General features: G+C 70.9%; 19 protein-coding genes and 1 pseudogene. 12 read left to right on the top strand and 8 right to left on the bottom strand.

Features of this window, described 5'->3' with window-relative positions:
- Positions 1 to 73: 73 nt before the first annotated feature.
- The 3 genes from nth to AB0C62_RS00420 are packed head-to-tail and all read left to right on the top strand — an operon-like array spanning position 74 to position 3150.
- Complete coding sequence (gene nth / locus AB0C62_RS00430; RefSeq protein WP_362968853.1) at positions 74 to 1171, top strand: endonuclease III; 1098 nt, start codon at positions 74 to 76, stop codon at positions 1169 to 1171.
- Positions 1172 to 1223: 52 nt separating this feature from the next.
- Positions 1224 to 1937, top strand: coding sequence for a CoA pyrophosphatase (locus AB0C62_RS00425; RefSeq protein ID WP_362968851.1), 714 nt, complete (start codon positions 1224 to 1226; stop codon positions 1935 to 1937).
- Positions 1938 to 1950: 13 nt separating this feature from the next.
- Complete coding sequence (locus tag AB0C62_RS00420) at positions 1951 to 3150, top strand: MarP family serine protease (RefSeq protein WP_362968849.1); 1200 nt, start codon at positions 1951 to 1953, stop codon at positions 3148 to 3150.
- A gap of 15 nt (positions 3151 to 3165) precedes the next feature.
- Here AB0C62_RS00420 and AB0C62_RS00415 read toward each other — a convergent pair whose 3' ends face one another.
- The 6 genes from AB0C62_RS00415 to AB0C62_RS00390 form a co-directional block, all read right to left on the bottom strand.
- The gene (locus tag AB0C62_RS00415) at positions 3166 to 3345 is read right to left on the bottom strand and encodes a hypothetical protein (RefSeq protein ID WP_081218523.1); all 180 of its coding nucleotides are present in this window, start codon (positions 3343 to 3345) and stop codon (positions 3166 to 3168) included.
- Positions 3346 to 3508: 163 nt separating this feature from the next.
- Entirely contained in the window at positions 3509 to 4459 is a 951-nt protein-coding gene (locus tag AB0C62_RS00410) for an alpha/beta hydrolase (RefSeq protein ID WP_362968847.1), read from the bottom strand.
- Positions 4456 to 4932, bottom strand: a complete 477-nt coding sequence (locus AB0C62_RS00405; RefSeq protein WP_164372865.1) for a phage holin family protein — start codon at positions 4930 to 4932, stop codon at positions 4456 to 4458. The genes AB0C62_RS00410 and AB0C62_RS00405 overlap by 4 nt, the downstream gene beginning before the upstream one ends.
- Before the next feature lie 43 nt (positions 4933 to 4975).
- The gene (nhaA, locus tag AB0C62_RS00400; RefSeq protein WP_362968845.1) at positions 4976 to 6370 is read right to left on the bottom strand and encodes a Na+/H+ antiporter NhaA; all 1395 of its coding nucleotides are present in this window, start codon (positions 6368 to 6370) and stop codon (positions 4976 to 4978) included.
- A gap of 350 nt (positions 6371 to 6720) precedes the next feature.
- On the bottom strand, positions 6721 to 8721 hold the full coding sequence (gene acs, locus AB0C62_RS00395; protein WP_362968843.1) for an acetate--CoA ligase: 2001 nt from the start codon (positions 8719 to 8721) through the stop codon (positions 6721 to 6723).
- Between the two features lie 392 nt (positions 8722 to 9113).
- Positions 9114 to 11483: a SulP family inorganic anion transporter gene (locus tag AB0C62_RS00390; RefSeq protein ID WP_362968841.1), complete on the bottom strand. Its 2370-nt coding sequence runs from the start codon at positions 11481 to 11483 to the stop codon at positions 9114 to 9116.
- Positions 11484 to 11817: 334 nt separating this feature from the next.
- Here AB0C62_RS00390 and AB0C62_RS00385 point away from each other — a divergent pair, with 334 nt between their 5' ends.
- Positions 11818 to 13086, top strand: coding sequence for a hypothetical protein (locus AB0C62_RS00385; protein WP_362968840.1), 1269 nt, complete (start codon positions 11818 to 11820; stop codon positions 13084 to 13086).
- A gap of 63 nt (positions 13087 to 13149) precedes the next feature.
- Here AB0C62_RS00385 and AB0C62_RS00380 read toward each other — a convergent pair whose 3' ends face one another.
- Positions 13150 to 14130 carry an ATP-binding protein gene (locus tag AB0C62_RS00380; protein WP_362968838.1) on the bottom strand — a complete coding sequence of 327 codons (981 nt, stop codon included), beginning with the start codon at positions 14128 to 14130 and terminating at the stop codon, positions 13150 to 13152.
- 101 nt (positions 14131 to 14231) lie between these two features.
- Between AB0C62_RS00380 and AB0C62_RS00375 the strand changes: the two genes are divergently transcribed.
- Positions 14232 to 15056 (top strand): oxidoreductase, encoded by an 825-nt coding sequence (locus tag AB0C62_RS00375; protein ID WP_362968836.1) that lies wholly within the window; start codon positions 14232 to 14234, stop codon positions 15054 to 15056.
- Positions 15057 to 15499: 443 nt separating this feature from the next.
- On the opposite strand, the gene AB0C62_RS00370 is transcribed toward AB0C62_RS00375, so the two are convergent.
- Positions 15500 to 16333, bottom strand: coding sequence for an HAD family hydrolase (locus AB0C62_RS00370; RefSeq protein ID WP_362968834.1), 834 nt, complete (start codon positions 16331 to 16333; stop codon positions 15500 to 15502).
- 573 nt (positions 16334 to 16906) lie between these two features.
- Between AB0C62_RS00370 and ssd the strand changes: the two genes are divergently transcribed.
- The 7 genes and pseudogenes from ssd to AB0C62_RS00335 all read left to right on the top strand — a co-directional run.
- Complete coding sequence (gene ssd, locus AB0C62_RS00365) at positions 16907 to 18001, top strand: septum site-determining protein Ssd (RefSeq protein WP_362968832.1); 1095 nt, start codon at positions 16907 to 16909, stop codon at positions 17999 to 18001.
- A 320-nt stretch (positions 18002 to 18321) separates the two neighbouring features.
- A complete protein-coding gene (locus tag AB0C62_RS00360) occupies positions 18322 to 19614 on the top strand; it encodes a TadA family conjugal transfer-associated ATPase (protein WP_362968830.1) in 1293 nt (430 codons plus the stop codon).
- A complete protein-coding gene (locus AB0C62_RS00355) occupies positions 19601 to 20476 on the top strand; it encodes a hypothetical protein (protein WP_362968828.1) in 876 nt (291 codons plus the stop codon). Before AB0C62_RS00360 ends, AB0C62_RS00355 begins: the two co-directional genes overlap by 14 nt.
- Positions 20473 to 21264, top strand: coding sequence for a type II secretion system F family protein (locus AB0C62_RS00350; RefSeq protein ID WP_362968826.1), 792 nt, complete (start codon positions 20473 to 20475; stop codon positions 21262 to 21264). Before AB0C62_RS00355 ends, AB0C62_RS00350 begins: the two co-directional genes overlap by 4 nt.
- Before the next feature lie 138 nt (positions 21265 to 21402).
- The gene (locus AB0C62_RS00345; protein WP_355882228.1) at positions 21403 to 21573 is read left to right on the top strand and encodes a DUF4244 domain-containing protein; all 171 of its coding nucleotides are present in this window, start codon (positions 21403 to 21405) and stop codon (positions 21571 to 21573) included.
- Positions 21560 to 21964: a TadE family type IV pilus minor pilin gene (locus tag AB0C62_RS00340; protein WP_362968824.1), complete on the top strand. Its 405-nt coding sequence runs from the start codon at positions 21560 to 21562 to the stop codon at positions 21962 to 21964. The genes AB0C62_RS00345 and AB0C62_RS00340 overlap by 14 nt, the downstream gene beginning before the upstream one ends.
- Positions 21965 to 22101: 137 nt before the next feature.
- Positions 22102 to 22425: pseudogene (locus AB0C62_RS00335) on the top strand (Rv3654c family TadE-like protein); the annotation flags it as partial.
- Positions 22426 to 22438: the final 13 nt, after the last annotated feature.

Below are 22438 nucleotides of genomic sequence, written 5' to 3'. Positions count from 1 at the left end.
ACAGGTTCCCGACGGAACCAAAGAGCCGACAAAAAAGGCAAAGCAGACACCGGTGAAAGGGGCCGTCAAGAAGGTGACGGGCACTAAGACGGCCTCCAAGGAGACGGCCTCCAAGAAGGGTGCTCCTGTGGAGGATGTCTCCGGGAAGGCCGCTCCCGCGGGGAGTGCTGCCACGAAGAAGGCCGCCTCTTCGGGGACCGCGGCCAAGAAGTCCGCCTCCAAGAAGACGGCGCCCGTCAAGGCCGCAGCCAAGAAGGCTCCACCGGCGAAACCGGCGCCCAGGAAGACGCCCGCGAGCGCCGTCGGGAAGAAGGCCGCGGCTACGAAGGCGGCGGCCGAGAAGACCGCTGCCAAGAAGGCCCCGCCCGGGCAGACCGCCGTCGCCAAGCCGCCGCGCGACGAGTCGCACACCGCTCTCGTCCGCCGGGCCCGCCGGATCAACCGCGAGCTCGGCGAGGTGTATCCGTACGCCCACCCGGAGCTGGACTTCCAGAACCCCTTCCAGCTGATCGTGGCCACGGTGCTGTCCGCGCAGACCACCGACCTCCGGGTGAACCAGACGACGCCGGCGCTCTTCGCCAAGTACCCGACGCCCGAGGACCTCGCCGAGGCCAACCCGGAGGAGGTCGAGGAGATCCTGCGCCCGACCGGGTTCTTCCGGGCCAAGACCAAGTCGGTCATAGGGCTCTCCAAGGCCCTGCGGGACGACTTCGGGGGAGAGGTGCCCGGACGCCTCGAAGACCTCGTCAAGCTGCCCGGAGTGGGCCGCAAGACCGCCTTCGTCGTGCTCGGCAACGCGTTCGGGCGGCCCGGCATCACCGTGGACACCCACTTCCAGCGGCTGGTGCGGCGCTGGCAGTGGACCGACAAGACCGAGCCGGACAAGATCGAGGCGGCCGTCGGCGAGCTCTTCCCGAAGAGCGAGTGGACGATGCTGTCGCACCACGTGATCTTCCACGGCCGCCGCATCTGCCACGCCCGCAAGCCGGCCTGCGGAGCCTGCCCCATCGCCCCGCTCTGCCCGGCGTACGGGGAGGGCGAGACCGATCCGGAGAAGGCCAGGAAGCTCCTGAAGTACGAGAAGGGCGGCTTCCCCGGCCAGCGGCTCAACCCCCCGCAGTCCTATCTGGACGCGGGAGGCATCCCCGCACCTCCACTGGGCGCCGGATGACGGAACGAACACGGCCCCGGCGGGCGTTGGGAACAGCAGAACGGGGGTGGCGATGACGCGCACGGGCAACACACGGGACGCGAGCAACACGCAGGGCGGACAGGTGCAGGTCTCCAAGGACGGGCTGCCCGACTGGCTGGATCCGGTCGCGCACGCCGCGGAGACGGTCGAACCGCTCCAGCTGAGCCGTTTCCTGCCGCCGACGAACGGCACGGGGCGCCAGTCCGCCGTGCTCGTCCTGTTCGGCGAGGGCGCGCGCGGTCCCGAGCTGCTGCTCATGGAGCGCGCCGGGACCCTCCGATCGCACGCCGGGCAGCCGTCGTTCCCCGGCGGCGCCCTCGACCCCGAGGACGGCGACCCGGCGGGCGAGGGACCGCTGCGCGCCGCCCTGCGCGAGGCCGAGGAGGAGACCGGTCTCGACCCGAGCGGCGTCCAGCTCTTCGGCGTCCTGCCCAAGCTCTACATCCCGGTGAGCCACTTCGTGGTGACCCCGGTCCTCGGGTGGTGGCGCCGGCCGACGCCGGTCGGAGTCGTCGACCCGGGTGAGACGGCCCGCGTCTTCACGGTCCCCGTGGCGGATCTCACGGACCCGGCCAACCGTGCGACCACCGTGCACCCCAGCGGACACCGAGGCCCCGCATTTCTGGTCGAATCGGCCCTGGTCTGGGGCTTCACGGCCGGGGTGATCGACAAGATCCTGCATTACGCGGGCTGGGAGCGCCCGTGGGACCGCGAGAAGCAGGTCCCGCTCGACTGGCGCGCATGACAAGGTGACCTCCGTGAATGTGCTGGACATCCTGTTGCTGGTCGCCGCCGTGTGGTTCGCGATCGTGGGCTATCGCCAGGGCTTCGTCGTCGGCATCCTGTCGGTGATCGGCTTCCTGGGCGGCGGCCTCGTCGCCGTCTATCTCCTCCCGGTGATCTGGGGCTGGGCGACCGAGGACAGCAAGGTGAGCACGGGCGCGGCCGTCGTCGCGGTGGTGGTCGTCATCGTCTGCGCCTCCGTCGGCCAGGCGCTCACCACCCACCTCGGCAACAAGCTCCGCCGGTACATCACCTGGTCCCCGGCCCGCGCCCTGGACGCGACGGGCGGCGCCCTCGTGAACGTCCTGGCGATGCTCCTGGTGGCCTGGCTGATCGGTTCGGCCCTCGCGGGCACGACGCTGCCGACGCTCGGCAAGGAGGTCCGCAGCTCCAAGGTGCTCCTCGGCGTGTCCCGGGCGCTGCCCTCGCAGGCCAACACCTGGTTCGCCGACTTCTCCTCGGTCCTCGCGCAGAACGGCTTCCCGCAGGTCTTCAGCCCCTTCGCCAACGAACCCATCACGGAGGTCCGGCCGCCGGACCCGGCGCTCGCCGCCAGCCCCGTCGCCGCCCGTGCGCAGCGCTCCATCGTCAAGGTCATGGGGACCGCCCAGAGCTGCGGCAAGGTCCTCGAAGGCACCGGATTCGTCTTCGGCGACCGCCGGGTGATGACCAACGCCCACGTGGTCGGCGGGGTCGACGAGCCGACGGTCCAGATAGGCGGCGAGGGCCGGAAGTACGACGCCAAGGTCGTCCTGTACGACTGGGAGCGCGACATCGCCGTCCTCGACGTACCGGATCTGAAGGCGCCCGCACTGCGGTTCAGCACCGAGGACGCGAGCAGCGGAGACAGCGCGATCGTGGCGGGCTTCCCGCAGAACGGCTCGTACAACGTGCAGCCGGCGCGCGTGCGGGGCCGGATCACGGCCAACGGGCCGGACATCTACCACCGCAAGACGGTGCGCCGTGACGTGTACTCGCTGTATGCGACGGTCCGTCAGGGCAACTCCGGCGGACCGCTGCTGACACCCGAGGGCAAGGTGTACGGAGTGGTCTTCGCGAAGTCGCTCGACGACGCCGACACCGGCTACGCGCTCACCGCGGACGAGATCCAGAAGGACATCGCCAAGGGGCGGACGGCCAATCAGCAGGTGGACAGCGACAGCTGCGCGCTCTGACCGACGGTCGGGGCGTCAGCCGCGGGGATGGCGGAGCCGTACCGAGACCCAGCGGGCCCGGCGGCGCAGAATGTGCGGAATCCCCACGCGAGGATCGGCACCCGTCAGCTGCGGGGTGCCCCTCTGATGGGAGCTCAGACCCGAGGCCGAGCGGCGATTGCGTGCTGCGTCACTGTAGTCGTGCGTCCAGCCCATACCCCGACGTCTGCCCGGGCCCCAAGGTCCATAACCTCGCGTAGAGCCCCCAATTGGCCTATGCGGCAGGCAATTGGCTGTTCGAAGGACAGGTGTTCACCGTCCGCCGCGGCGGGTGGGACACGGCCCGTGTTCGGGCGGTTTCGCAGGGGTGAATCCGGGGTCACCGATCGGGTTCCGGATCCTTCAGCCAGTTGATCAGTTCGGTGGAGAAGGCGACCGGATCCTCCTCGTGCGGGAAGTGCCCGAGCCCGTCGAACAGCCGCCAGCGGTACGGCGCTTCGACGTACTGCCCCGAGCCGGCCGCGCTGCGCGTCCGCATCACGGGATCGAGCGAGCCGTGCAGATGCAGGGTCGGCACGCGCACCGGCCGCTTCATGCGCCGGTTGAACTGGATGCCGTCCGGGCGGGCCATGGAGCGCACCATCCAGCGGTACGGCTCGACGGAGCAGTGCGCGGTGGACGGGATGCACATGGCCCGGCGGTACGTGTCCACGGCGTCGTCGTCCGGCTGCCGCGGCCCCGACCACTCGCGGACCAGACGGCCCACCAGGGCGCCCTCGTCGGCGACGAGTTGGCGCTCGGGGATCCAGGGACGCTGGAACCCCCAGATGTAGGAGCCCGCCGTGGTCTGCCGGACGTCGGAGAGCATCGCGGACCGCCAGCGCCGCGGATGCGGCATGGACGACACGGCGAGCCGGCGGACCAGCTTGGGCCGCATGACGGCCGCGGTCCACGCCAGGTAGCCACCCAGATCGTGCCCGACCAGCGCCGCGTCCGGCTCGCCCAGGGACCGGATGACCCCGGTGATGTCGAGGGCGAGGTTGGCGGGGTCGTAGCCGCGCGGGGTGCGGTCGCTGCCGCCGACACCCCGCAGGTCCATGGCCACCGCCCGGAACCCGGCGTCGGCGAGCTCTCCCAGCTGGTGCCGCCAGGTCCACCAGAACTGCGGGAAGCCGTGCAGCAGCAGGACGAGCGGTCCGTCGCCGACCTCGGCGATGTGGAAGCGCGCGCCGTTGGCGGCCACGTCCCGATGGGTCACCGCGCGTCCGCCGGGAAGGTCGATCCGAACGGCGGAAGCGGGTTGGGCCGAAGGTGTGGCGGGGTCCGTCATGAGGACGAGCGTGCCACAGCCTTGACGGCGTCCTCGACCGGCGCGGGCCGGGGGTGCGGCTTGGCGTTCGGCAGGACACCCGCCGTCTCCTTCACGGAGGCGGCCACCTTCTGCGGGCCCTGGCTCTTCTTGACCTTCTTCGCGAAGAACAGGCCGATCAGTGCCAGGACGGCCGCGACCAGCACGTTCGCCGCGAACGACAGCAGGAAGCAGATCGCGAGGTTCCAGTCGCTCCAGGTCCGGATGCCGTAGGCGAGGGCGAAGCTGAGCATCGGCAGGGAGAAGATCAGCACGCCGATGGCCGCCGAGAACGCGCCGCCGCTGACCGCGCCCCGCTTGACGTCCTGCTTGAGCTGCGCCTTCGCCAGTGCGATCTCGTCGTGCACCAGTGCGGACATCTCGGTCGTCGCCGAGGCGAACAACTGGCCGATGCTGCGTTCGGCGCCGACCGGGCTGCCGTCGGGTGCACTCATCGCGATCTCCCTCGTCTGCATGTGTTTGTGCCGTCCTGTCAGATCATGCCGGACGGTCGTTCCCCTCGCTTGCCCCACCCGCCACTTCGGCAAGCCTGCGGTGTTCCGCGGCCTTCCGCTCGTAGATCTCGGCCATGCGCAGGTGGTACTCCGGCTTGTCCTGTTCGTAGATGTCGGGGATGCCGTCGAGGTCCTCGTCGCGTTCCTCCGCCTCGCACAGCGCACGGTACTTGGCGTTCCTTATCTTCAGCAGCGCCGTCGCGAGCACGGCCGCGATGAGCGAGCCGATCAGTACGGCGGCCTTCGTCTCGTCGGTGAGGGCCGTGTTGCCGGCGAAGGCGAGTTCGCCGATGAGCAGTGAGACGGTGAAGCCGATGCCGGCGAGGGTGGAGACGGCGGCGACGTCGGCCCATTCGAGTTCGTCGCTGAGCGAGGCCCGGGTGAACCGGGCTGTCAGCCACGTACCGCCGAAGATGCCGATGCTCTTGCCGACGACGAGTCCGAGCACGACGCCGAGGGTCTCCGGTCGGGTGAACACGTCGCCGATTGCCCCGCCGGAGATCGAGACACCCGCGCTGAACAGGGCGAACAGGGGCACGGCCAGACCTGCCGACACCGGGCGCACCAGATGTTCGATGTGCTCGCCGGGGGAGTGCTCCTCGCCTTCGAGCGGGTGGCAGCGCAGCATCAGGCCCATCGCGACACCGGCGATGGTGGCGTGGATGCCGCTGTTGTACATCAGCCCCCAGATGACGAGGGCGAGCGGGACGTAGATGTACCAGCCGCGGACGCCCTTGCGCAGCAGCAGCCAGAAGACGCCGAGGCCGACGACCGCCCCGCCGAGTGCCGCGAGGTTGATGGAGTCGGTGAAGAACACCGCGATGATCAGGATCGCGAAGAGGTCGTCGACGACGGCGAGGGTGAGCAGGAAGGCGCGCAGCGCGGACGGCAACGACGTCCCGATGACGGCGAGTACGGCGAGCGCGAACGCGATGTCGGTGGCGGTGGGGACGGCCCAGCCGTCGAGGGAGCCGCCGCCGACCACGTTGGTCAGGGCGTAGACGACCGCGGGGACGACCATGCCGCAGACCGCGGCCGCCACGGGCAGCAGCGCGGCCTTGGGGTCGCGCAGGTCCCCGGCGACCAGTTCGCGCTTCAGCTCGATTCCGGCGACGAAGAAGAACACGGCGAGCAGGCCGTCGGCCGCCCAGTGCGCCACGGACAGGTCGAGTCCGAGCGCGGCGGGTCCGAAGTGAAAGTGCGAGACGCTCGCATAGCTGTCCTGCAGGGTGTTGGCCCAGATCAGCGCGACGATCGCCGCGATCAGCAGGAGGATGCCGCCGACGGTCTCGGTGCGCAACGCGTCCGCGACGAAGTTGCGTTCGGGCAGGGACATCAGTCCGAAGAACTTGCGGGGGGTGGGGCGGGGCGCGGTCACGGTGAGGACCTCCGGTCGGGCAGGCAGGACTGAGCACTCGCCGACCAGACTTCCCGGCACACCATGATGGATCTTGTCGCGTCTTTGACGTTTTGCTTACGGTACCCAACGTGCGGCCCGGGTCGGCACCGGGTTCCCTCACATTATGGTGAAATCGGACACGGGGTGGCGTCGCGCCGCGCTGGTCGCTCTGATCGCGCTCGGGTGCCCGGGGTCCGGCGCTCCGGGTCGAGTCGGAGGTCTTCGGGGCGGCGTCAGAGGGTGCCGAAAACCGCCGAAGGGGTGGCGGAGCTCCGGAAACCGGATGCTCCGCCACCCCTTCGGGCGGCCGTACGGGAAACGGTCCCGTGTCAGTCCTCGCTGGGCGCTGCCGGCAGCTTGGCCTGGATGAGGTCCATCACCGTGGAGTCGGCGAGGGTGGTGACATCGCCTACGGCCCGGTTTTCGGCGACGTCGCGGAGCAGGCGGCGCATGATCTTGCCGGAGCGGGTCTTGGGGAGTTCGGCGACGGGGAGGACTCGCTTGGGTTTGGCGATGGGGCCGAGGGTGGTGCCGACGTGGTTGCGCAGGTCGGCGACGAGTCCTTCGTCGTCGGCGGAGGCGGTGCCGCGCAGGATGACGAAGGCGACGATGGCCTGTCCGGTGGTCTCGTCGGCGGCGCCGACGACGGCGGCCTCGGCGACGGAGGGGTGGGAGACGAGGGCGGACTCGACTTCGGTGGTGGAGATGTTGTGGCCGGAGACGAGCATGACGTCGTCGACCCGCCCGAGGAGCCAGATGTCGCCGTCGTCGTCCTTCTTGGCGCCGTCGCCGGCGAAGTACTTGCCTTCGAAGCGGGACCAGTAGGTGTCGAGGAAGCGCTGGTCGTCGCCCCAGATGGTGCGCAGCATGGACGGCCAGGGTTCGGTGAGGACGAGGTAGCCGCCGCCGCCGTTGGGTACTTCGTTTGCTTCGTCGTCGACGACGGTGGCCGCGATGCCGGGCAGTGCGCGCTGGGCGGAGCCGGGCTTGGTGTCGGTGACGCCGGGCAGCGGGGAGATCATCATGGCGCCGGTCTCGGTCTGCCACCAGGTGTCGACGATGGGGGTCTTGTCGGCACCGATGTGTTTGCGGTACCACATCCAGGCTTCGGGGTTGATGGGTTCACCGACCGAGCCGAGGACGCGCAGCGAGGACAGGTCGAACTTCGCGGGGATGTCGTCGCCCCACTTCATGAAGGTACGGATCGCGGTGGGCGCGGTGTAGAGGATGGTGACGCCGTACTTCTGGACGATCTCCCAGAACCGGCCCTGGTGCGGGGTGTCCGGGGTGCCTTCGTAGATGACCTGGGTCGCGCCGTTGGAGAGCGGTCCGTAGGTGATGTAGGAGTGTCCGGTGACCCAGCCGATGTCGGCCGTGCACCAGTACACGTCGCTCTCCGGCTTCAGGTCGAACACCGCGTGGTGCGTGTACGACGCCTGGGTGAGGTAGCCGCCGGAGGTGTGCAGGATGCCCTTGGGCTTCCCCGTCGTCCCCGAGGTGTAGAGGATGAACAGGGGGTGCTCGGCGTCGAAGGCTTCCGGCGTGTGCTCGGGTGACTGCTTGGCGACGATGTCGTGCCACCACACGTCGCGGCCCTCGGTCCAGGCGACGTCCTCGCCCGTGCGGCGCACGACCAGCACCTTGTCGACGCCTTCGGCCCGGCTGACGGCGTCGTCGACGGCGGGCTTGAGCGCGGAGGGCTTGCCGCGGCGGTAACCGCCGTCGGAGGTGATGACCAGCTTCGCGTCGGCGTCCTTGATGCGGGTGGCGATCGCGTCGGCGGAGAAGCCGCCGAAGACGACGGAGTGCGCGGCGCCGATCCGGGCGCAGGCGAGCATCGCGACGACGGCCTCGGGGATCATCGGCAGGTAGACGGCGACCCGGTCGCCCTTGCCGACACCGAGTTCGGTCAGCGCGTTCGCGGCGCGGCTGACCTCGTCCTTCAGCTCGGCGTAGGTGATGGCGCGGCTGTCACCGGGCTCGCCCTCGAAGTGGATGGCGACACGGTCGCCGTTGCCGGCCTCGACGTGCCGGTCCACGCAGTTGTACGCGACGTTCAGCTTGCCGTCGGCGAACCACTTCGCGAACGGCGGATTCGACCAGTCCAGCGTCTCGGTCGGCTCGGTGGCCCAGGTCAGCCGGCGGGCCTGCTCGGCCCAGAAGCCGAGCCTGTCAGCCTTGGCCTGCTCATACGCCTCCGCGGTGACATTGGCGTTCGCCGCCAGGTCGGCGGGCGGCGCGAACCTGCGCTCTTCCTTCAGCAGGTTGGCCAGGCTTTCGTTGCTCACGACATCTCCCTTTCCCAGGGTGTCCGTTGTGTCCCAGGCCACAGCTCATCAGACCGGGGGGCTCGGTGACAAGGGTCGACCCCAAATTGGTTTAGACCTATCGTCCGTCGCCGCTCCGGCCCGTCGGCCCTGTGGCGCGTCCTCGCCACGGGTGCGACCCGGCCGGCCCCCACAAGATCACACGAGGACTGACGCCCTGGCGGGCGGGGCCACACTCTGAGGCACGTGCGCCGCGGACACCGGGTTCACGGAACACCTCGCCCGGCACGGTCGTCTCTCTCGGACCGGCCGGGCGTGTCGTCGCGGGACCCCAGGCGAAAAAAAGGGGGAGATCGAGCAAGGGTGGCGGAGAGCGCAGGGGAAGGGGAGCGGCAGGCGTCAGGCACCGGGTGTGGTGTGCGGCCCCGCGGACCGGGGCCGCACACCATCGCCCCTCACGCCGGATGGCGCAGATCGTCCGCAGCGCCCACGTGACCGAAGAGCTCGGCCTCGTCGCCGTCGGCCAGCAGGTAGGCCTGTGCCTCACCGACGTGGAAGTACATCCCGTGCAGTTCGAGAGCGCCGTCGCGCAGCGCCCGCGCGACGGAGTCGTGCGCCCGCAGGTGCTCCAACTGCTGCACCACGTTGGTCAGGCAGAGCTGCTCCACCGTGTCGGCGGGCGCCCGCCCGGTGAGGCGCGGCTTCGGCCGGTGCTCGTCGGCCATCCGCTCCACGCTCGGCCGCCCGTGCCGCAGCCACCGCTTCAACGGCGTGAGGGCCCCTCCGGGCTCCGACGCCAGCAGCGCCTGCATGGCCCCGCATCCGGAGTGCCCGCACACGGTGATGGACCGCACCTTGAGCACGTCCACGGCGTACTCGATGGCGGCGGCCACCGAGTCGTCCCCGCTCTCCTCTCCCGGCAGCGGCACGAGGTTGCCCACGTTCCGCACGACGAAGAGGTCACCCGGACCACTGGAGGTGATCATCGATGTGACGAGCCGGGAGTCGGCACACGTCAGGAACAGCTGTGACGGCCGCTGTCCCTCCCGCGCGAGCCTGGCCAGCTCCTCGCGCACCAGGGGAGCGGTGTTCCGCTGGAACGCGCTGATACCGCGGGCCAGTTGGTGCCCGCTCGGCCGGGGCTCACCGGTCTCCTCGTCGCGCTCGCCGGAACGGGTGTCGGGCGAGGCGGACCCCATGGCGCTGGGATCCTCGCAGTGATGGTTCCGCCACGGCGTCCAGGGGCGGCAGCGGCAGTGCGCGGAGTCGGCCGGCTCGGCGATCCGGGTCCCGGCGCGCCCGGTGATCTCCACCGTGGCGCCTTGGGCGCTGTGCGCGCTCTGCCAGTCCTGCAGCGACTCGTACGCGGCGTGGTCCATGAACGAGCCGTCCAACTCCACGACGGTGTCGGCGCCGCGGGGGATGAGATGGAGGGCGCGGCTGAGTCGCGGCACCGCCAGGAACGTCAACTGGCCTCGTACGCGGACGTGATGGACTCCCCCCTTCTCTTCGTGCGTGATGCGGGTGCGGGTGAGGCGGTGCAGGGCGACACCGACGGCGACGGCGACCCCCAGCGCCACGCCCTCGAGGACCCCGAGGAACACGACGCCGAGCGTGGTGACGGCGTAGACCAGCACTTCGCGGTGGCGGGTGACCGTGCGGATGTGGTGCAGGGACACCATCTGGATGCCGACGGCCATCACCAGGGCGGCGAGCGATGCGAGGGGGATCAGCTCCAGGATCGGGACCATCAGCAGCGCGGCGACTACTACGAAAACGCCGTGCAGCATCGTGGAGTTCCGGCTCACGGCGCCTGCTTGGACATTCGCGGAACTGCGGACGGCCACACCGGCGACCGGCAGTCCACCGAGCGCGCCGGAGACGACGTTGGCGGCGCCCTGGCCGAGCAGTTCCCTGTCGAGGGCGGATCGGCCCACGCGGACCTGGAGTTCCGGGCGTGCGCTCACCAGCTTGTCCACCGCGACGGCACCGAGCAGCGATTGCACGCTGCACACCAGCGTCACGGTGAGGACGGCCGCGGCGACGCCGAGCACCGGGCCCTCGGGGAGTCCGGCCAGCGCGTGGCTGCTCCACGAGGGCAGGTCGACCCTGGGCAGGGTCAGTCCGGCGAGCGAGGCGGTCGCGGTGGCGCCGGCGACGGCGACCAGGGCGGCGGGCACCTTGCGCAGCAGTCGGCCGGTGCGCCCGGGCAGGCGCGGCCAGGCGAACAGGAGCACCAGCGTCAGAACGCTCATGGACACCGCCGCGGGCTGCATGCGCGCCACCTGGTCCGGCAGTCCGACGAGGTTGGCGAGGACGGAACTCTGGGGCACACCCCCGAGCACGATGTGCAGTTGGGCGACGGCGATGGTGACGCCGATGCCGGCGAGCATGCCGTGCACGATCGCGGGGCTGACCGCCAGTGCCGTCCGCGCGACGCGCAGGCAGCCGAGGCCGAGTTGGGTGAGGCCCGCGAGCACGGTGATGCCGCAGGTCGCGCGCCAGCCGTAGTGCTGGATCAGCTCGGCGGTGACGACCGTCAGGCCGGCGGCGGGGCCGCTCACCTGGAGCGCCGAGCCGCCGAGGCGCCCGGCCACGAGTCCGCCGACGGCGGCGGCGACGAGGCCCGCCTGAAGCGGTGCGCCGGTGGCGAGGGCGATGCCGAGGGACAACGGGAGGGCGATCAGGAAGACCGCGATCGAGGCCGACAGGTCCGCGCTCTCGATGCGGAATCGGCGGGGTGGGGTCGGTGGCGGGCTGTGGGGCTGGTGGGTGCGCGCGGGCCGAGTGGGGTCGGCGGCGCGAGTGGGGACGCAGGCAGACATGTTCCCGTCTCCTCCGGGGCAGCGCGGTCGCGGAACAGGTGGTCCCCCGTCCGATTGCGGCGGGGGGCGGGTCGCGGCCGTGGGTCACGGCGTGCAGCGGCGGGACTTTCAACGCTCGGTAAACGGATCGTAATGCAGGGTAAAGGGCTCATGCGGTAAATCGGAGCAAATGGGGCAGTAAATCACTCTCCGGGGTGAAGCAGTCTTTTGATCGGCTTGTCGTACTTATTCCTTCCCGGTCCCGTGAAACCTTGGCGGCGCCGTCGGCACTCAGCTGCACACCACCCCTGACGCCCTGACCAGGGTTGACCGACCGAGGAAAAGGAGGGCGGAGATGGCCGCCACCCAGAGGATCGCCGCGGGTGTAGCACTCGCCGCGGCCTGCGCCACGGCGCTCGCCGGTTGCGCGGGCGGTACCCCCCCTTCCCACGCCACGCACACCGTGAAGAAGGCGGAAGGCGCGCCCGCCCCCAAGACCGCGGTGCGCCTGATCGGTGACGGCTCCACCTCCTACACCGGGGCGCAGCCGCACCTGCCCCGCCCCGAGCGGCTGAAGCCCGGCCAGAAGCCGCCGCAGTTCGTGGTCTTCTCCTGGGACGGCGCAGGCGAGGACAGCCAGAAGCTCTTCTCCCACTTCCGGAAGATCTCCAAGGCCAACAACGCGACGATGACGTACTTCCTGAGCGGCGTGTACATGCTGCCGGAGGACAAGCGCGACCTGTACCGCCCGCCGCAGCACTCGGCCGGCAGCTCGGAGATCGGCTTCAACGACCAGCAGGGCATCGAGGACACCGTGAAGCAGCTGCGCGGCGCGTGGCTGGAGGGCAACGAGATCGGCACGCACTTCAACGGCCACTTCTGCGGCACCGAGGGCGGGGTCGGCCAGTGGTCGGTCGCGGACTGGAAGAGCGAGATCGCCCAGGCGAAGTCGTTCGTGAAGTCCTGGAAGACCAACACGGGCCTGAAGAAGGAATCGGCGCTGCCCTTCGACTACGACAAGGAACTCGTCGGCGCCCGCACCCCGTGTCTGGAGGGCCAGCAGAACTTCATGAAGGCCGCCCATCAACTGGGCTTCCGCTACGACACCAGCGGGGTCAACGACCAGCTCTGGCCGAAGAAGAAGGAGGGCCTGTGGGATCTGTCGATGCAGCTCGTGCCCTTCCCCGGCCACTCCTACGAGCAGCTCACCATGGACTACAATTTCATGGTCAACCAGTCGGGCACCCAGACCCAGGGTGACCCCGACAAGCAGCAGCTCTGGGGCGACCAGATGCGTGACGGCCTGCTCAAGGGCTTCGAGCGCGCCTACGACGGGAACCGCGCACCGTTGGTGATCGGCAACCACTTCGAGTCCTGGAACGGCGGCAACTACATGCGTGCCGTCGACGAGGTCGTCGAGCGCGTCTGCACCAAGGCCGAGGTCCGCTGCGTCTCCTTCCGGCAGCTCGCCGACTGGCTCGACGCCCAGGACCCGGCCACCGTCGCCAAGCTCCGCGGCCTCACGGTCGGTGAGGCTCCGAAGCAGGGCTGGGCGTCCTTCCTCTCCGGAAACCCCGCACCGGCCCCGAAGGGCGTCCCCGGCGCGCCGGCCCTCAAGCAGTAGCGGCGCGCCGGCCCGGACCGGCCCCCTCGCTCGTCCCCGAAGGAGCTGGGGCCGCCCGGCCGCTCAGGCCGTGGCCAGCGGACTCTCTCCGAGCACGAAGCCGGGGTCGATCTGCTCCGTCAGGTCCTCCCCGGTCCTGGTGTTGCCCCAACTCGCCGCGTTCTTCCGGTGGAAGTGCACCATCTGGCGCGTGTACCGGTCCCAGTCACGCAACTCGTACGTGGCGTCGGCGGCCGTCCTCAGGCAGGACAGTGAGTTCCTGTTGTCCTCCTCCAGGAGCTCGAACCGGGGCGGCCGGCCCTTCTCCATGGCGCGCACCCAGTCGGAGTGCCCGACCGTCACCAAGAGGTCGCCGCCGACTTCCGCGCGCAGGAAGTCGACGTCGTCCTGGCCCTGCACCTTGTTGCCGACGACCTTGAGGGTGACGCCGAAGTCCTGGGCGTACTCCTTGTACTGGCGATAGACGGAGACCCCCTTCCGGGTCGGCTCGGCGACGAGGAACGTGATGTCGAAACGGGTGAAGAGGCCGGACGCGAAGGAGTCGGAACCGGCCGTCATGTCCACCACGACGTACTCGCCGGGGCCGTCGACGAGGTGATTCAGGCAGAGCTCCACCGCGCCGGTCTTGGAGTGGTAGCAGGCGACTCCCAGATCGGCCTCGGTGAACGGGCCGGTGACCATCAAACGGATGGTGCCGCCGTCGAGTTCCACCGGCCGCGCGCAGGCGTCGTAGACCGGGTTGGTCTCGTCGACGCGCAGCAGCCGGGAACCCTGGCCGGGCGGAGTCGTCTTGATCATCGTCTCGGCCGAGGCGATGCGAGGATTGGAGCCGCGCAGGTAGTCCTTGATGAGGGGCAGCCGCTCGCCCATCGCGGGGAGGGCCGCGGCCTCCGTCTCCTCGAGGCCGAGTGCGGGTCCCAGGTGCTGGTTGATGTCGGCGTCCACGGCGACGACCGGAGCCCCCGAGGCGGCGAGGTGGCGGACGAAGAGCGACGACAGAGTGGTCTTGCCACTGCCGCCCTTCCCGACGAAAGCAATTTTCATGTTCACCAAGGGTAGTGCGTTGATCGCACTCCGTGTTTGCGCTGCGTGAAGAAGACCACTCCTTCGTGGGGTGTGGCCGCTCAGTGCGTAGGGTCGTACTCATGAGTACGACAGGTGCGACCGCCGATCCGCTCGCGGCTCTGGCCTCGCTTCCCGGGGTGGCCGAATCCGTGGAGTCCGTCCGCAAGGCCGTGGACCGGGTCTACGGGCACCGCATCATGCGGCGCCGCAGCAACGAGATCACGTCGGAGGCGGCGCTGCGCGGCGCGCGCGGTTCGGCGGCGGTGTCCGGCGCCGACTGGGCCCTCGAAGAGGTGCGTCGGCGGACCGACTTCAGTTCCGACGACGAGGCACGCACGGTCGGCGCGGCTCTGCGGCTGACCGCCGAGGCGGGACAACTCCTCTCCATCTGGCGGCAGTCGCCCCTCCGGGTGCTGGCCCGTCTGCATCTGGTGGCAGCGGCGGACCAGGGCGACGACACCGGCCGGCCGCGACAGCGCGGCGAGCGGGTCGATGAGCCCTTGGTGGAACTGCCGCTACCGGACGCGGACGAGGTCGCCGGCCGGCTCGAAGGCCTCTCGCAGCTGATCATTGCCGGTGGTTCGGCGCCCGCGCTGGTCACGGCGGCCGTCGTGCACGGTGAGCTGATCGCCCTGCGCCCCTTCACGTCCCGCAACGGGCTGGTCGCGCGCGCGGCCGAGCGCATCGTGCTGATCGGCAGTGGTCTCGACCCCAAGTCGATCTGTCCGGTGGAGGTCGGCCACGCGGAGCTGGGCCGCGCGGCCTATCTGACGGCGCTGGACGGCTATGTCTCGGGCACGCCGGAGGGCATGGCCGCCTGGATCGCCCACTGCGGCAAGGCTGTCGAGCTGGGCGCGCGGGAGTCCGCGGCGGTCTGTGAGGCGCTTCAGAGGGGCGCGGCCTAGCGAGGAGGCCGGCGCGGCCCGCGGGCCGGGAGACGGAAACACCCTGAACAGGGTTGCGGCGGTACGAGGTCTCGTACCGCCGCTGGCATGTTCACCGGGTTACCAAGCGTCCTCGGATGTTGCCCATCAGGTCGGGAACTTCGGCCCGTCACCTGGTGCGGCTGGCCCGTAATCGACGGGTCGACGTCGCGTGGGTGCTCGATGTTCATGCTCGGTCCGTGGGGCCTTGCTGCGTTCAAAGGTGATCCTCGCGGATGTCCTTGGTCTCGCGGGCCGTTAACCCCTTTGTACTCCTGGTCCCGAGGAAGCGGAACCCCTGGCCGCACTTCTTTACTTTTGGGTTCAAAGGCTGAGAAAAGGGGCGCTCGCGGGCTGCATGCGCACGCGTGGCGCTCACGGAGGGGCTGTCGCGAGACGCTTCAGGCCGCCGCTGGGCCGGGCGTTCACACCACCGAGGCGCGCCGCCGGCTCGCGTACCAGACGAGACCGGCCGTGGCCGCCGCCGCTCCTATCGCCGCCGCCGCGACCAGTGCCGGTCGGGGTGGTACGGACAGGTTGGGCAGCCGCTGCTTGAGGCGGACGGGGCGGTGGAAGTCGAGGATCGGCCAGGAGCGCGCGACCGCCTCGCGGCGCAGGGTGCGGTCGGGGTTCACGGCGTGCGGATGGCCGACCGACTCCAGCATCGGCACGTCGGTCGCCGAGTCGCTGTAGGCGTAGCAGCGGGAGAGGTCGTAGCCCTCGGACGCGGCCAGGTCCTTGATCGCGTCGGCCTTCGTCGGTCCGTACGCGTAGTACTCCACCTCACCCGTGAAACAGCCGTCCTCGCCCACGACCATCCGGGTCGCCACCACGCGGTCCGCGCCGAGCAGTTCACCGATCGGCTCGACCACCTCGGCCCCGGACGTGGACACGATCACGACGTCCCGCCCGGCGGTGTGGTGCTCCTCGATGAGGGAGGCGGCCTCGTCGTAGATGATCGGGTCGATGAGGTCGTGGAGCGTCTCGGCGACGATCTCCTTGACCTGCTGGACGTTCCAGCCGCGGCACATCGACGACAGGTACTTGCGCATCCGCTCCATCTGGTCGTGGTCGGCGCCGCCGGCCAGGAACACGAACTGGATGTACGCGGTGCGCAAGGCCGCCCTGCGGCTGATCAGTCCGCCTTGGTAGAACGACTTGCTGAACGTGAGCGTGCTCGACTTCGCAATGACCGTCTTGTCCAGGTCAAAGAAGGCGGCTGTACGAGGCAAGGAGTGGTTTTCCACAAGGTTGAGCATAGGGCCCACCATTCGGCGTAAGGTGAGGCGCGTGGGTTTGCCTGAGAAGGCTCTCGGGTACACCATGGAAGTCACGGATCGTTCGCGACCGTGCTAACCCGGTCCGGCTCCTCCCCCCCCGAGTCGGCCCGTGGGGACGACCCCCGCTCTCCCCCCCGGCGGGGGTCGTCGCATGTCCGGACGCGTTTTCTTCCCCTTCTGCGCGGCCTCGGAGCCTCTTCGGCACCGTTCAGGCCGCGCTTTTTTCATGACCATGATCCGTCACTGTGTGTAGTCGGCAGACTGCGCTGTGGAAGTCGTTGTGAGCTCATCGGTATGGGTGAAGGTGATATTCACAGCCACTGAGTTGTCCACAGTTTTCGACCAAGATCCACATGATTTCCGGGATCGCTGCACCGTGATTCCCACGCGCTCCGCTCGCCGCCAGTTCATGGCGGGTTCCGTTTGTCGGACGCGTTTGGCCGGTTCGTATCGGCCGTTCATATGGAGGCCGCTCGCCGGTTCTCCATACGGGCGGGAATCACGGGGTCCTGGAGGGCCCCGCGCAAGAAGCAGCGAAGGGGGCTGGAGATCGTGGCGGGAGCCATCACACATGACCGGCCGCCCACCGCCGAGGGGCGGCAGGGCGGACCGTTGATCGTCACCGAGGACGCCGAACTGCTCGACGACCTGTTGCGCCTGTGCGCGGCGGCGGGAGCGCGGCCCGAGGTCCATCACGGGATTCCGGAACGCAGGGACAGCTGGGAGGCGGCACCCCTCGTCCTGGTCGGCGACGACGCGGCTCTGCGGGTGCGCGGGGCCTCCCGGCGAAGGGGAGTGGTGCTGGTCGGCCGGGACCAGGACGATTCCGGAGTCTGGCGACGAGCCGTCGAGATCGGGGCCGACCACGTCCTGATGCTGCCGGACGGCGAGCAATGGCTGGTCGACCGCATCGCCGACGTGGCGGAAGGGATCGGCAGGCCCGCCCTCACCGTCGGCGTCCTCGGCGGGCGCGGGGGTGCCGGCGCGTCCACGCTGGCCTGCGCACTCGCCCTCACGTCGGCGCGCCAGGGCAGGCGCACCCTGCTCGTGGACGCGGATCCCCTGGGCGGCGGACTCGACGTACTCCTGGGGGGTGAGGCGGCCGAGGGACTGCGCTGGCCGGCGTTCGCCGCCTCCCGCGGCAGGGTCGGCGGCGGCGCCCTGGAGGAGTCGCTGCCCGAACTGCACGCACTCCGTGTCCTCAGCTGGGACAGGGGTGACGCGGTCACCATCCCGCCGCGAGCGGTACGAGCGGTCCTGGCCGCCGCCAGGCGACGTGGCGGCGCGGTCGTCGTCGACCTGCCCCGCCGCATCGACGAGGGCGTCGCCGAGGTCCTCTCCCAGCTCGATGTGGGGGTTCTGGTGGTCCCGGGCGATCTGCGCGCCATCGCGGCGGCCGGGCGGATGGCGTCCGCGGCAGGCATGGTCCTGCGCGATCTGCGGGTGGCGGTGCGGGGCCCGTTCGCTCCGGGACTGGACGACCGCGAGGTCGCTCGACTGCTCGACCTGCCCCTGGTGGGCGAAGTACCCGAAGAGCCCTCCCCGTTGGACGGCGGGCCACCGCCCGGGAGCGTGGCCCGGGGGCCGCTGGCCCGGTTCTGCACGGCCTTCTGGGAGCGGATTCCGGTCGAAGGAGGGGGCGTATGAGCTGGGACGCGACCACAGGTATGGGCTGTGGAGTGGGCCTGGATGGGCGAACGGGCGGTGAGCTGCAGGACCCGCGCCAGGGCTTGCCGTACGGGCGTAGGGACGCGCGGGACGGGCCTGAGCACGCTGTGCGACCGGGGACATCGGGCGCGCGGGACGGAGGCGGGAGAGAAACGTACGGGCGTCGAAAGACCGGGGCGACGGATGCGAGGGGCGTACCCGGAGGCTTCCTGACCGGCCGGGCGGAGGCGTGGTCCGGGGCTGCCGGGACGTTCGGCGCACCGGGGGAGACATGGCCGGGGGCCGACGAGCCCGCGGAGTTGCTGGACGGGGTGCGGCAGTGGCTCGCCGAGAGTGGTGCCGAACCCACCCCGGCGAGGGTGGCGCAGGCGCTGCGTGCGCAGGGCCGGGTGCTCGGGGACGCCGAAGTCCTCGGCGCTGCAGAGCGGTTGCGGTCGGAGCTGGTGGGCAGCGGCCCACTCGAACCGCTGCTCGCCGACCCGTCGGTGACCGATGTCCTGGTGTCGGCACCCGACCGGGTGTGGGTGGACCGGGGTGGTGGCCTGGAGCTCACGTCCGTGTCCTTCCCGGACGCGGCGGCCGTACGGCGGCTCGCCCAACGCTTGGCGGCCGTGGCGGGCCGAAGGCTGGACGACGCCCGGCCGTGGGTGGACGCCCGACTGCCCGACGGGACCCGACTGCACGCGGTGCTGCCACCGGTGGCCGTCGGCTCCACCTGTCTCTCCCTGCGCGTCGTGCGGCCGCGTGCGTTCACGCTCGACGAACTGGTCGCGGCGGGGACGGTGCCACCCGGCGGGGACCGAGTGCTCAGAGCGCTGCTGGACGCCCGGTTGTCCTTCCTCATCAGCGGAGGCACCGGGTCGGGGAAGACGACCTTGCTCAGCGCGCTGCTGGGTCTCGTGGGTCCCGGGGAGCGGATCGTGCTTGCCGAGGACTCGGCGGAACTGCGGCCCGAACATCCGCACGTGGTGCGCCTGGAGGGGAGGCCGGCCAATCAGGAGGGCGTCGGGCTCGTCGCGCTCCAGGACCTGGTCCGGCAGGCCCTGCGGATGCGCCCGGACCGGCTGGTCGTCGGTGAGGTGCGTGGTCCGGAGGTCGTCTCACTGCTGGCGGCCCTGAACACGGGCCACGAAGGAGGCTGCGGCACCGTCCACGCGAACGCGGCGGCGCAGGTCCCGGCCCGCCTGGAGGCGCTGGGTACCGCGGCCGGGCTCGACCGGGCGGCTCTGCACAGCCAGTTGGCGGCGGCCCTGTCCGTGGTGCTGCACCTCGTCCGGGACCGGGCGGGCCGGCGCCGGATCGCCGAGGTGCACGTCCTCGAACGCGACCCGTCGGGGCTGGTGGTCACCGTGCCGGCCCTCAGGTGGGGCGAGGACGCCTTCGTGTACGAGCGCGGCTGGGAGCGGCTGCGGGGGCTGCTTCGGGATGGCGGGCAAGGCCGGCATGGACCGATTCGCATCGACGCGCGGGGAGTTGACGGGGTCGAAGGAGCTGCGAGAACAGCGAGGACCCCTGTGGCAGCAGGACGAGAAGCGGGCGCGACCGCGCCCGGAGGCCGGGACACGAACGGGGAGTGGGATGGCGATCGGTGAGACGGCCGATGTGTACGTGAGTGCCGTCATGGTGTGTGCGGGGGTCGCGGCCTGGCTGATGAGCGAGCGGGGCGCGGGAGCACGCAGGGCGCGGCTCTTGCTCGCGGGCGGTGGGGTCGATGGGGCCGGTCCGCCTCATCAGGAGCGGGTCGGCGCCGTGTTGAGGCGACTGCGAGCACGGATGCGGCCGGAAGCCTGGTCGCTGGTGGCCGGGTTGGTGATCGCGATGATCGGCTCCTCGGTGGTGCCTCTCCTCCTGGGGGCGGCCGGAGTCCCCCTGCTGGGACGGGTGAGGCGGGCGTCGGAGGCCCGGCGGGAGCGGGAGCGGCGCGGCGACGCGGTGATCGCCCTGTGCGGTGCTCTCGCCGGTGAGGTGCGGGCCGGCCGGCAGCCGGGCGAGGCGTTGCTGGGAGCGGCGCGCGACTCGGAAGGGCTCGGTGGCGGGCAGCCGGTGGTGTTGGCGGCGGCCCGGTTCGGCGGGGATGTGCCGGGTGCGCTCACCGAGGCGGCGCGTCAGCCTGGCGCCGACGGTCTGGTGGGACTCGCCGCGTGCTGGCGCGTCGCCGTGGACCGGGGTGCGGGACTCGCCGCGGGGCTGGACCGGCTGGAGGGCGCGTTGCGCGCGGACCGCGATCAAAGAGCGGACATGCGAGCGCAGTTGGCGGGTTCGCGTTCGACGGCCTCGATGCTCGCCGGCCTGCCGGTTCTCGGCCTCCTGCTCGGCACGGCGCTCGGCGCCGATCCGCTGCACGTGTTGCTGCACACGGGGCCCGGGCTGGGGTGCCTGCTGGTCGGAGGGGTGCTGGAGGGCGTGGGCCTGTGGTGGGCGCTACGGATCGTTCGAGGAGCGGAGACGGCATGAGCGAGGAAGTTGTCCACAGGTTGGGGGCGGTGGTGTGCGGGGTGCTCCTGCTCGGATCGTTCGCCCGGTGGATCGGGGCGGCGCGGCGCGAGCGAGGGATGCGCGGACGGCTGGCCGTCCTGCTCGCCCTGGAGGCGCCTCCACCACGCCGGCGTTTCGACATCGGCGCATTCGGTCGCAAGTGGTTGCCCGTGCCGGCGGCGGTGTGTGCCGGCTGGATCCTGATCGGCGGTCTCGGCGGGGCTCTGGTGGGCCTGGCGGGCGGCTTCGGGATCCGGTGGTGGCGGGAGCGGAAGTCGCGGAGGGCGGCCACGGATCTCGTCGAGTACGACGAAGCTCTGGCCGCCCGGCAACTCCCGCTTGCCGCCGACCTGGTGGCTGCCTGTATCGCGGCAGGCGCGAGTCCGGTGACGGCGGCGCAGGCGGTGGGTGAGGCCTTGGGTGGACCGGTGGGTGAGCGGCTGGCACGGGGTGCGGCGGAGGTGCGGCTCGGGGGTGAACCGGCCGAGGCGTGGAAGAGGTTGGCGTCGATACCGGGTGCCCAGGGGCTGGCGCGGCTGCTGGAGCGGGCGGGTGACTCGGGTGTGCCCGCGGCCGTACCGGTCGGGAGGCTCGCGGCGGAGGCCCGCGCCGAGTGGGGTCGCACGGCGACGGCACGGGCACGCCGGGCGGCCGTCATGGTCACCGCGCCCGTGGGGTTGTGCTTTCTCCCCGCGTTCCTCGCGATCGGTGTGCTGCCTGTGGTGATCGGGCTGGCCGGCGGGCTGCTGAAAGGGGGCGCCGGCTGACGGGACGGCGGTGACTTACGAAGACAGGTGGGCCGCATCACGGGGGCCACACGGCAGGCAGGGTTCGACCTTACGGGGGTTGGAATGCGCAGGACGGTACGGGTTCTGAGGCGAGGACGTGCGCGGACGCGGGCGTGGATGCTCGCACGGCTGGTGCGCAGGGACGCGGGGATGGTCACGTCCGAGTACGCGGTCGGAGTCATCGCGGCGGTGGCCTTCGCGGCCGTGCTCTACAAGGTGGTGACGAGCGGGCAGGTCAGCGAGGAACTGCAGGGCATCGTGGGGCGGGCACTCAATGGCCAGACGTGAATGGGGCCGGCGCGCCGTCCTGTTGAGGTCGAGCGGTGCCGGTGGGGACGGCGGTTTCGTGACCGCCGAGGCGGCGGTGGTACTGCCCTCGCTGGTACTGGTCGGGATCGCGCTGGTCTGGGCCCTGCTCGCCGCGTCCGCGCAGATCCAGTGCGTGGACGCGGCGAGGGCGGGTGCCCGGGCGGCGGCCCGCCAGGACTCACCGGAAGCGGTCGTGGCGACGGCTCGGCGGGCGGCCCCCGCCGGCGCGAAGGTCACGGTGAGCCGCGAGGCGGACCTGGTCAGGGTGACGGTCGACGCACGGACGCCGGGACCTACAGAGCTGTCGCTGGGGGTCGGCGACGAGGCGGTGGCGCTGGCGGAGGAGACGGTGGGGGTGAGCGGGCGATGAGGAGGCGGAGCGCCTGGTGGGACGGGCGCCGGATGCGAAACGCAACAAGGGGTGACGAGAGCAGGGACAGGGACTGGGAGTGGGACAGAGGTCAGGGCCGGGGTCGGGGTCGGGGTCGGGGAAAGTCGCGGAGAGGAATGTTCTCCGACCGGGGGTCGGCCACCGTGTGGACGGTCGGCGCGATGGCCGCGCTCTGCGCCGTGTTCGCTGTGGTGCTGGCGATGGGACACGCCGCCGTGGCACGGCACCGGGCGGCAGGGGCAGCCGATCTGGCGGCCCTCGCCGCGGCCGACCACTGGAGCGACGGCGGAAAGGCGGCCTGCGCCCGCGCGGACCGGGTGGCTCGGGAGCAGAACGCGCGGCTCGTCCGGTGTGCGGTCGAGGGCGAGATCTCGGACGTGACGGCGGCGTCGGAGGACGGACTGTTCACATCCGAGGCCAGGGCACGGGCGGGACCGCCGGGGACGGAAGCCG

It is taken from the genome of Streptomyces sp. NPDC048643 (assembly GCF_040650615.1).
GTDB lineage: Bacteria > Actinomycetota > Actinomycetes > Streptomycetales > Streptomycetaceae > Streptomyces.
This window is presented reverse-complemented; position numbering and strand designations above follow the sequence as displayed.

Excerpts from the sequence above, each read along its gene's own strand:
- AB0C62_RS00425 (WP_362968851.1), top strand. The coding sequence starts at position 1,224 with ATGACGCGCACGGGCAACACACGGGACGCGAGCAACACGCAGGGCGGA.
- AB0C62_RS00415 (WP_081218523.1), bottom strand. The coding sequence starts at position 3,345 with ATGGGCTGGACGCACGACTACAGTGACGCAGCACGCAATCGCCGCTCG.
- AB0C62_RS00410 (WP_362968847.1), bottom strand. The coding sequence starts at position 4,459 with ATGACGGACCCCGCCACACCTTCGGCCCAACCCGCTTCCGCCGTTCGG.
- AB0C62_RS00405 (WP_164372865.1), bottom strand. The coding sequence starts at position 4,932 with ATGAGTGCACCCGACGGCAGCCCGGTCGGCGCCGAACGCAGCATCGGC.
- AB0C62_RS00390 (WP_362968841.1), bottom strand. The coding sequence starts at position 11,483 with ATGTCTGCCTGCGTCCCCACTCGCGCCGCCGACCCCACTCGGCCCGCG.
- AB0C62_RS00385 (WP_362968840.1), top strand. The coding sequence starts at position 11,818 with ATGGCCGCCACCCAGAGGATCGCCGCGGGTGTAGCACTCGCCGCGGCC.
- AB0C62_RS00380 (WP_362968838.1), bottom strand. The coding sequence starts at position 14,130 with ATGAAAATTGCTTTCGTCGGGAAGGGCGGCAGTGGCAAGACCACTCTG.
- AB0C62_RS00375 (WP_362968836.1), top strand. The coding sequence starts at position 14,232 with ATGAGTACGACAGGTGCGACCGCCGATCCGCTCGCGGCTCTGGCCTCG.
- AB0C62_RS00370 (WP_362968834.1), bottom strand. The coding sequence starts at position 16,333 with ATGCTCAACCTTGTGGAAAACCACTCCTTGCCTCGTACAGCCGCCTTC.
- AB0C62_RS00355 (WP_362968828.1), top strand. The coding sequence starts at position 19,601 with ATGGCGATCGGTGAGACGGCCGATGTGTACGTGAGTGCCGTCATGGTG.
- AB0C62_RS00350 (WP_362968826.1), top strand. The coding sequence starts at position 20,473 with ATGAGCGAGGAAGTTGTCCACAGGTTGGGGGCGGTGGTGTGCGGGGTG.
- AB0C62_RS00345 (WP_355882228.1), top strand. The coding sequence starts at position 21,403 with ATGCTCGCACGGCTGGTGCGCAGGGACGCGGGGATGGTCACGTCCGAG.
- AB0C62_RS00340 (WP_362968824.1), top strand. The coding sequence starts at position 21,560 with ATGGCCAGACGTGAATGGGGCCGGCGCGCCGTCCTGTTGAGGTCGAGC.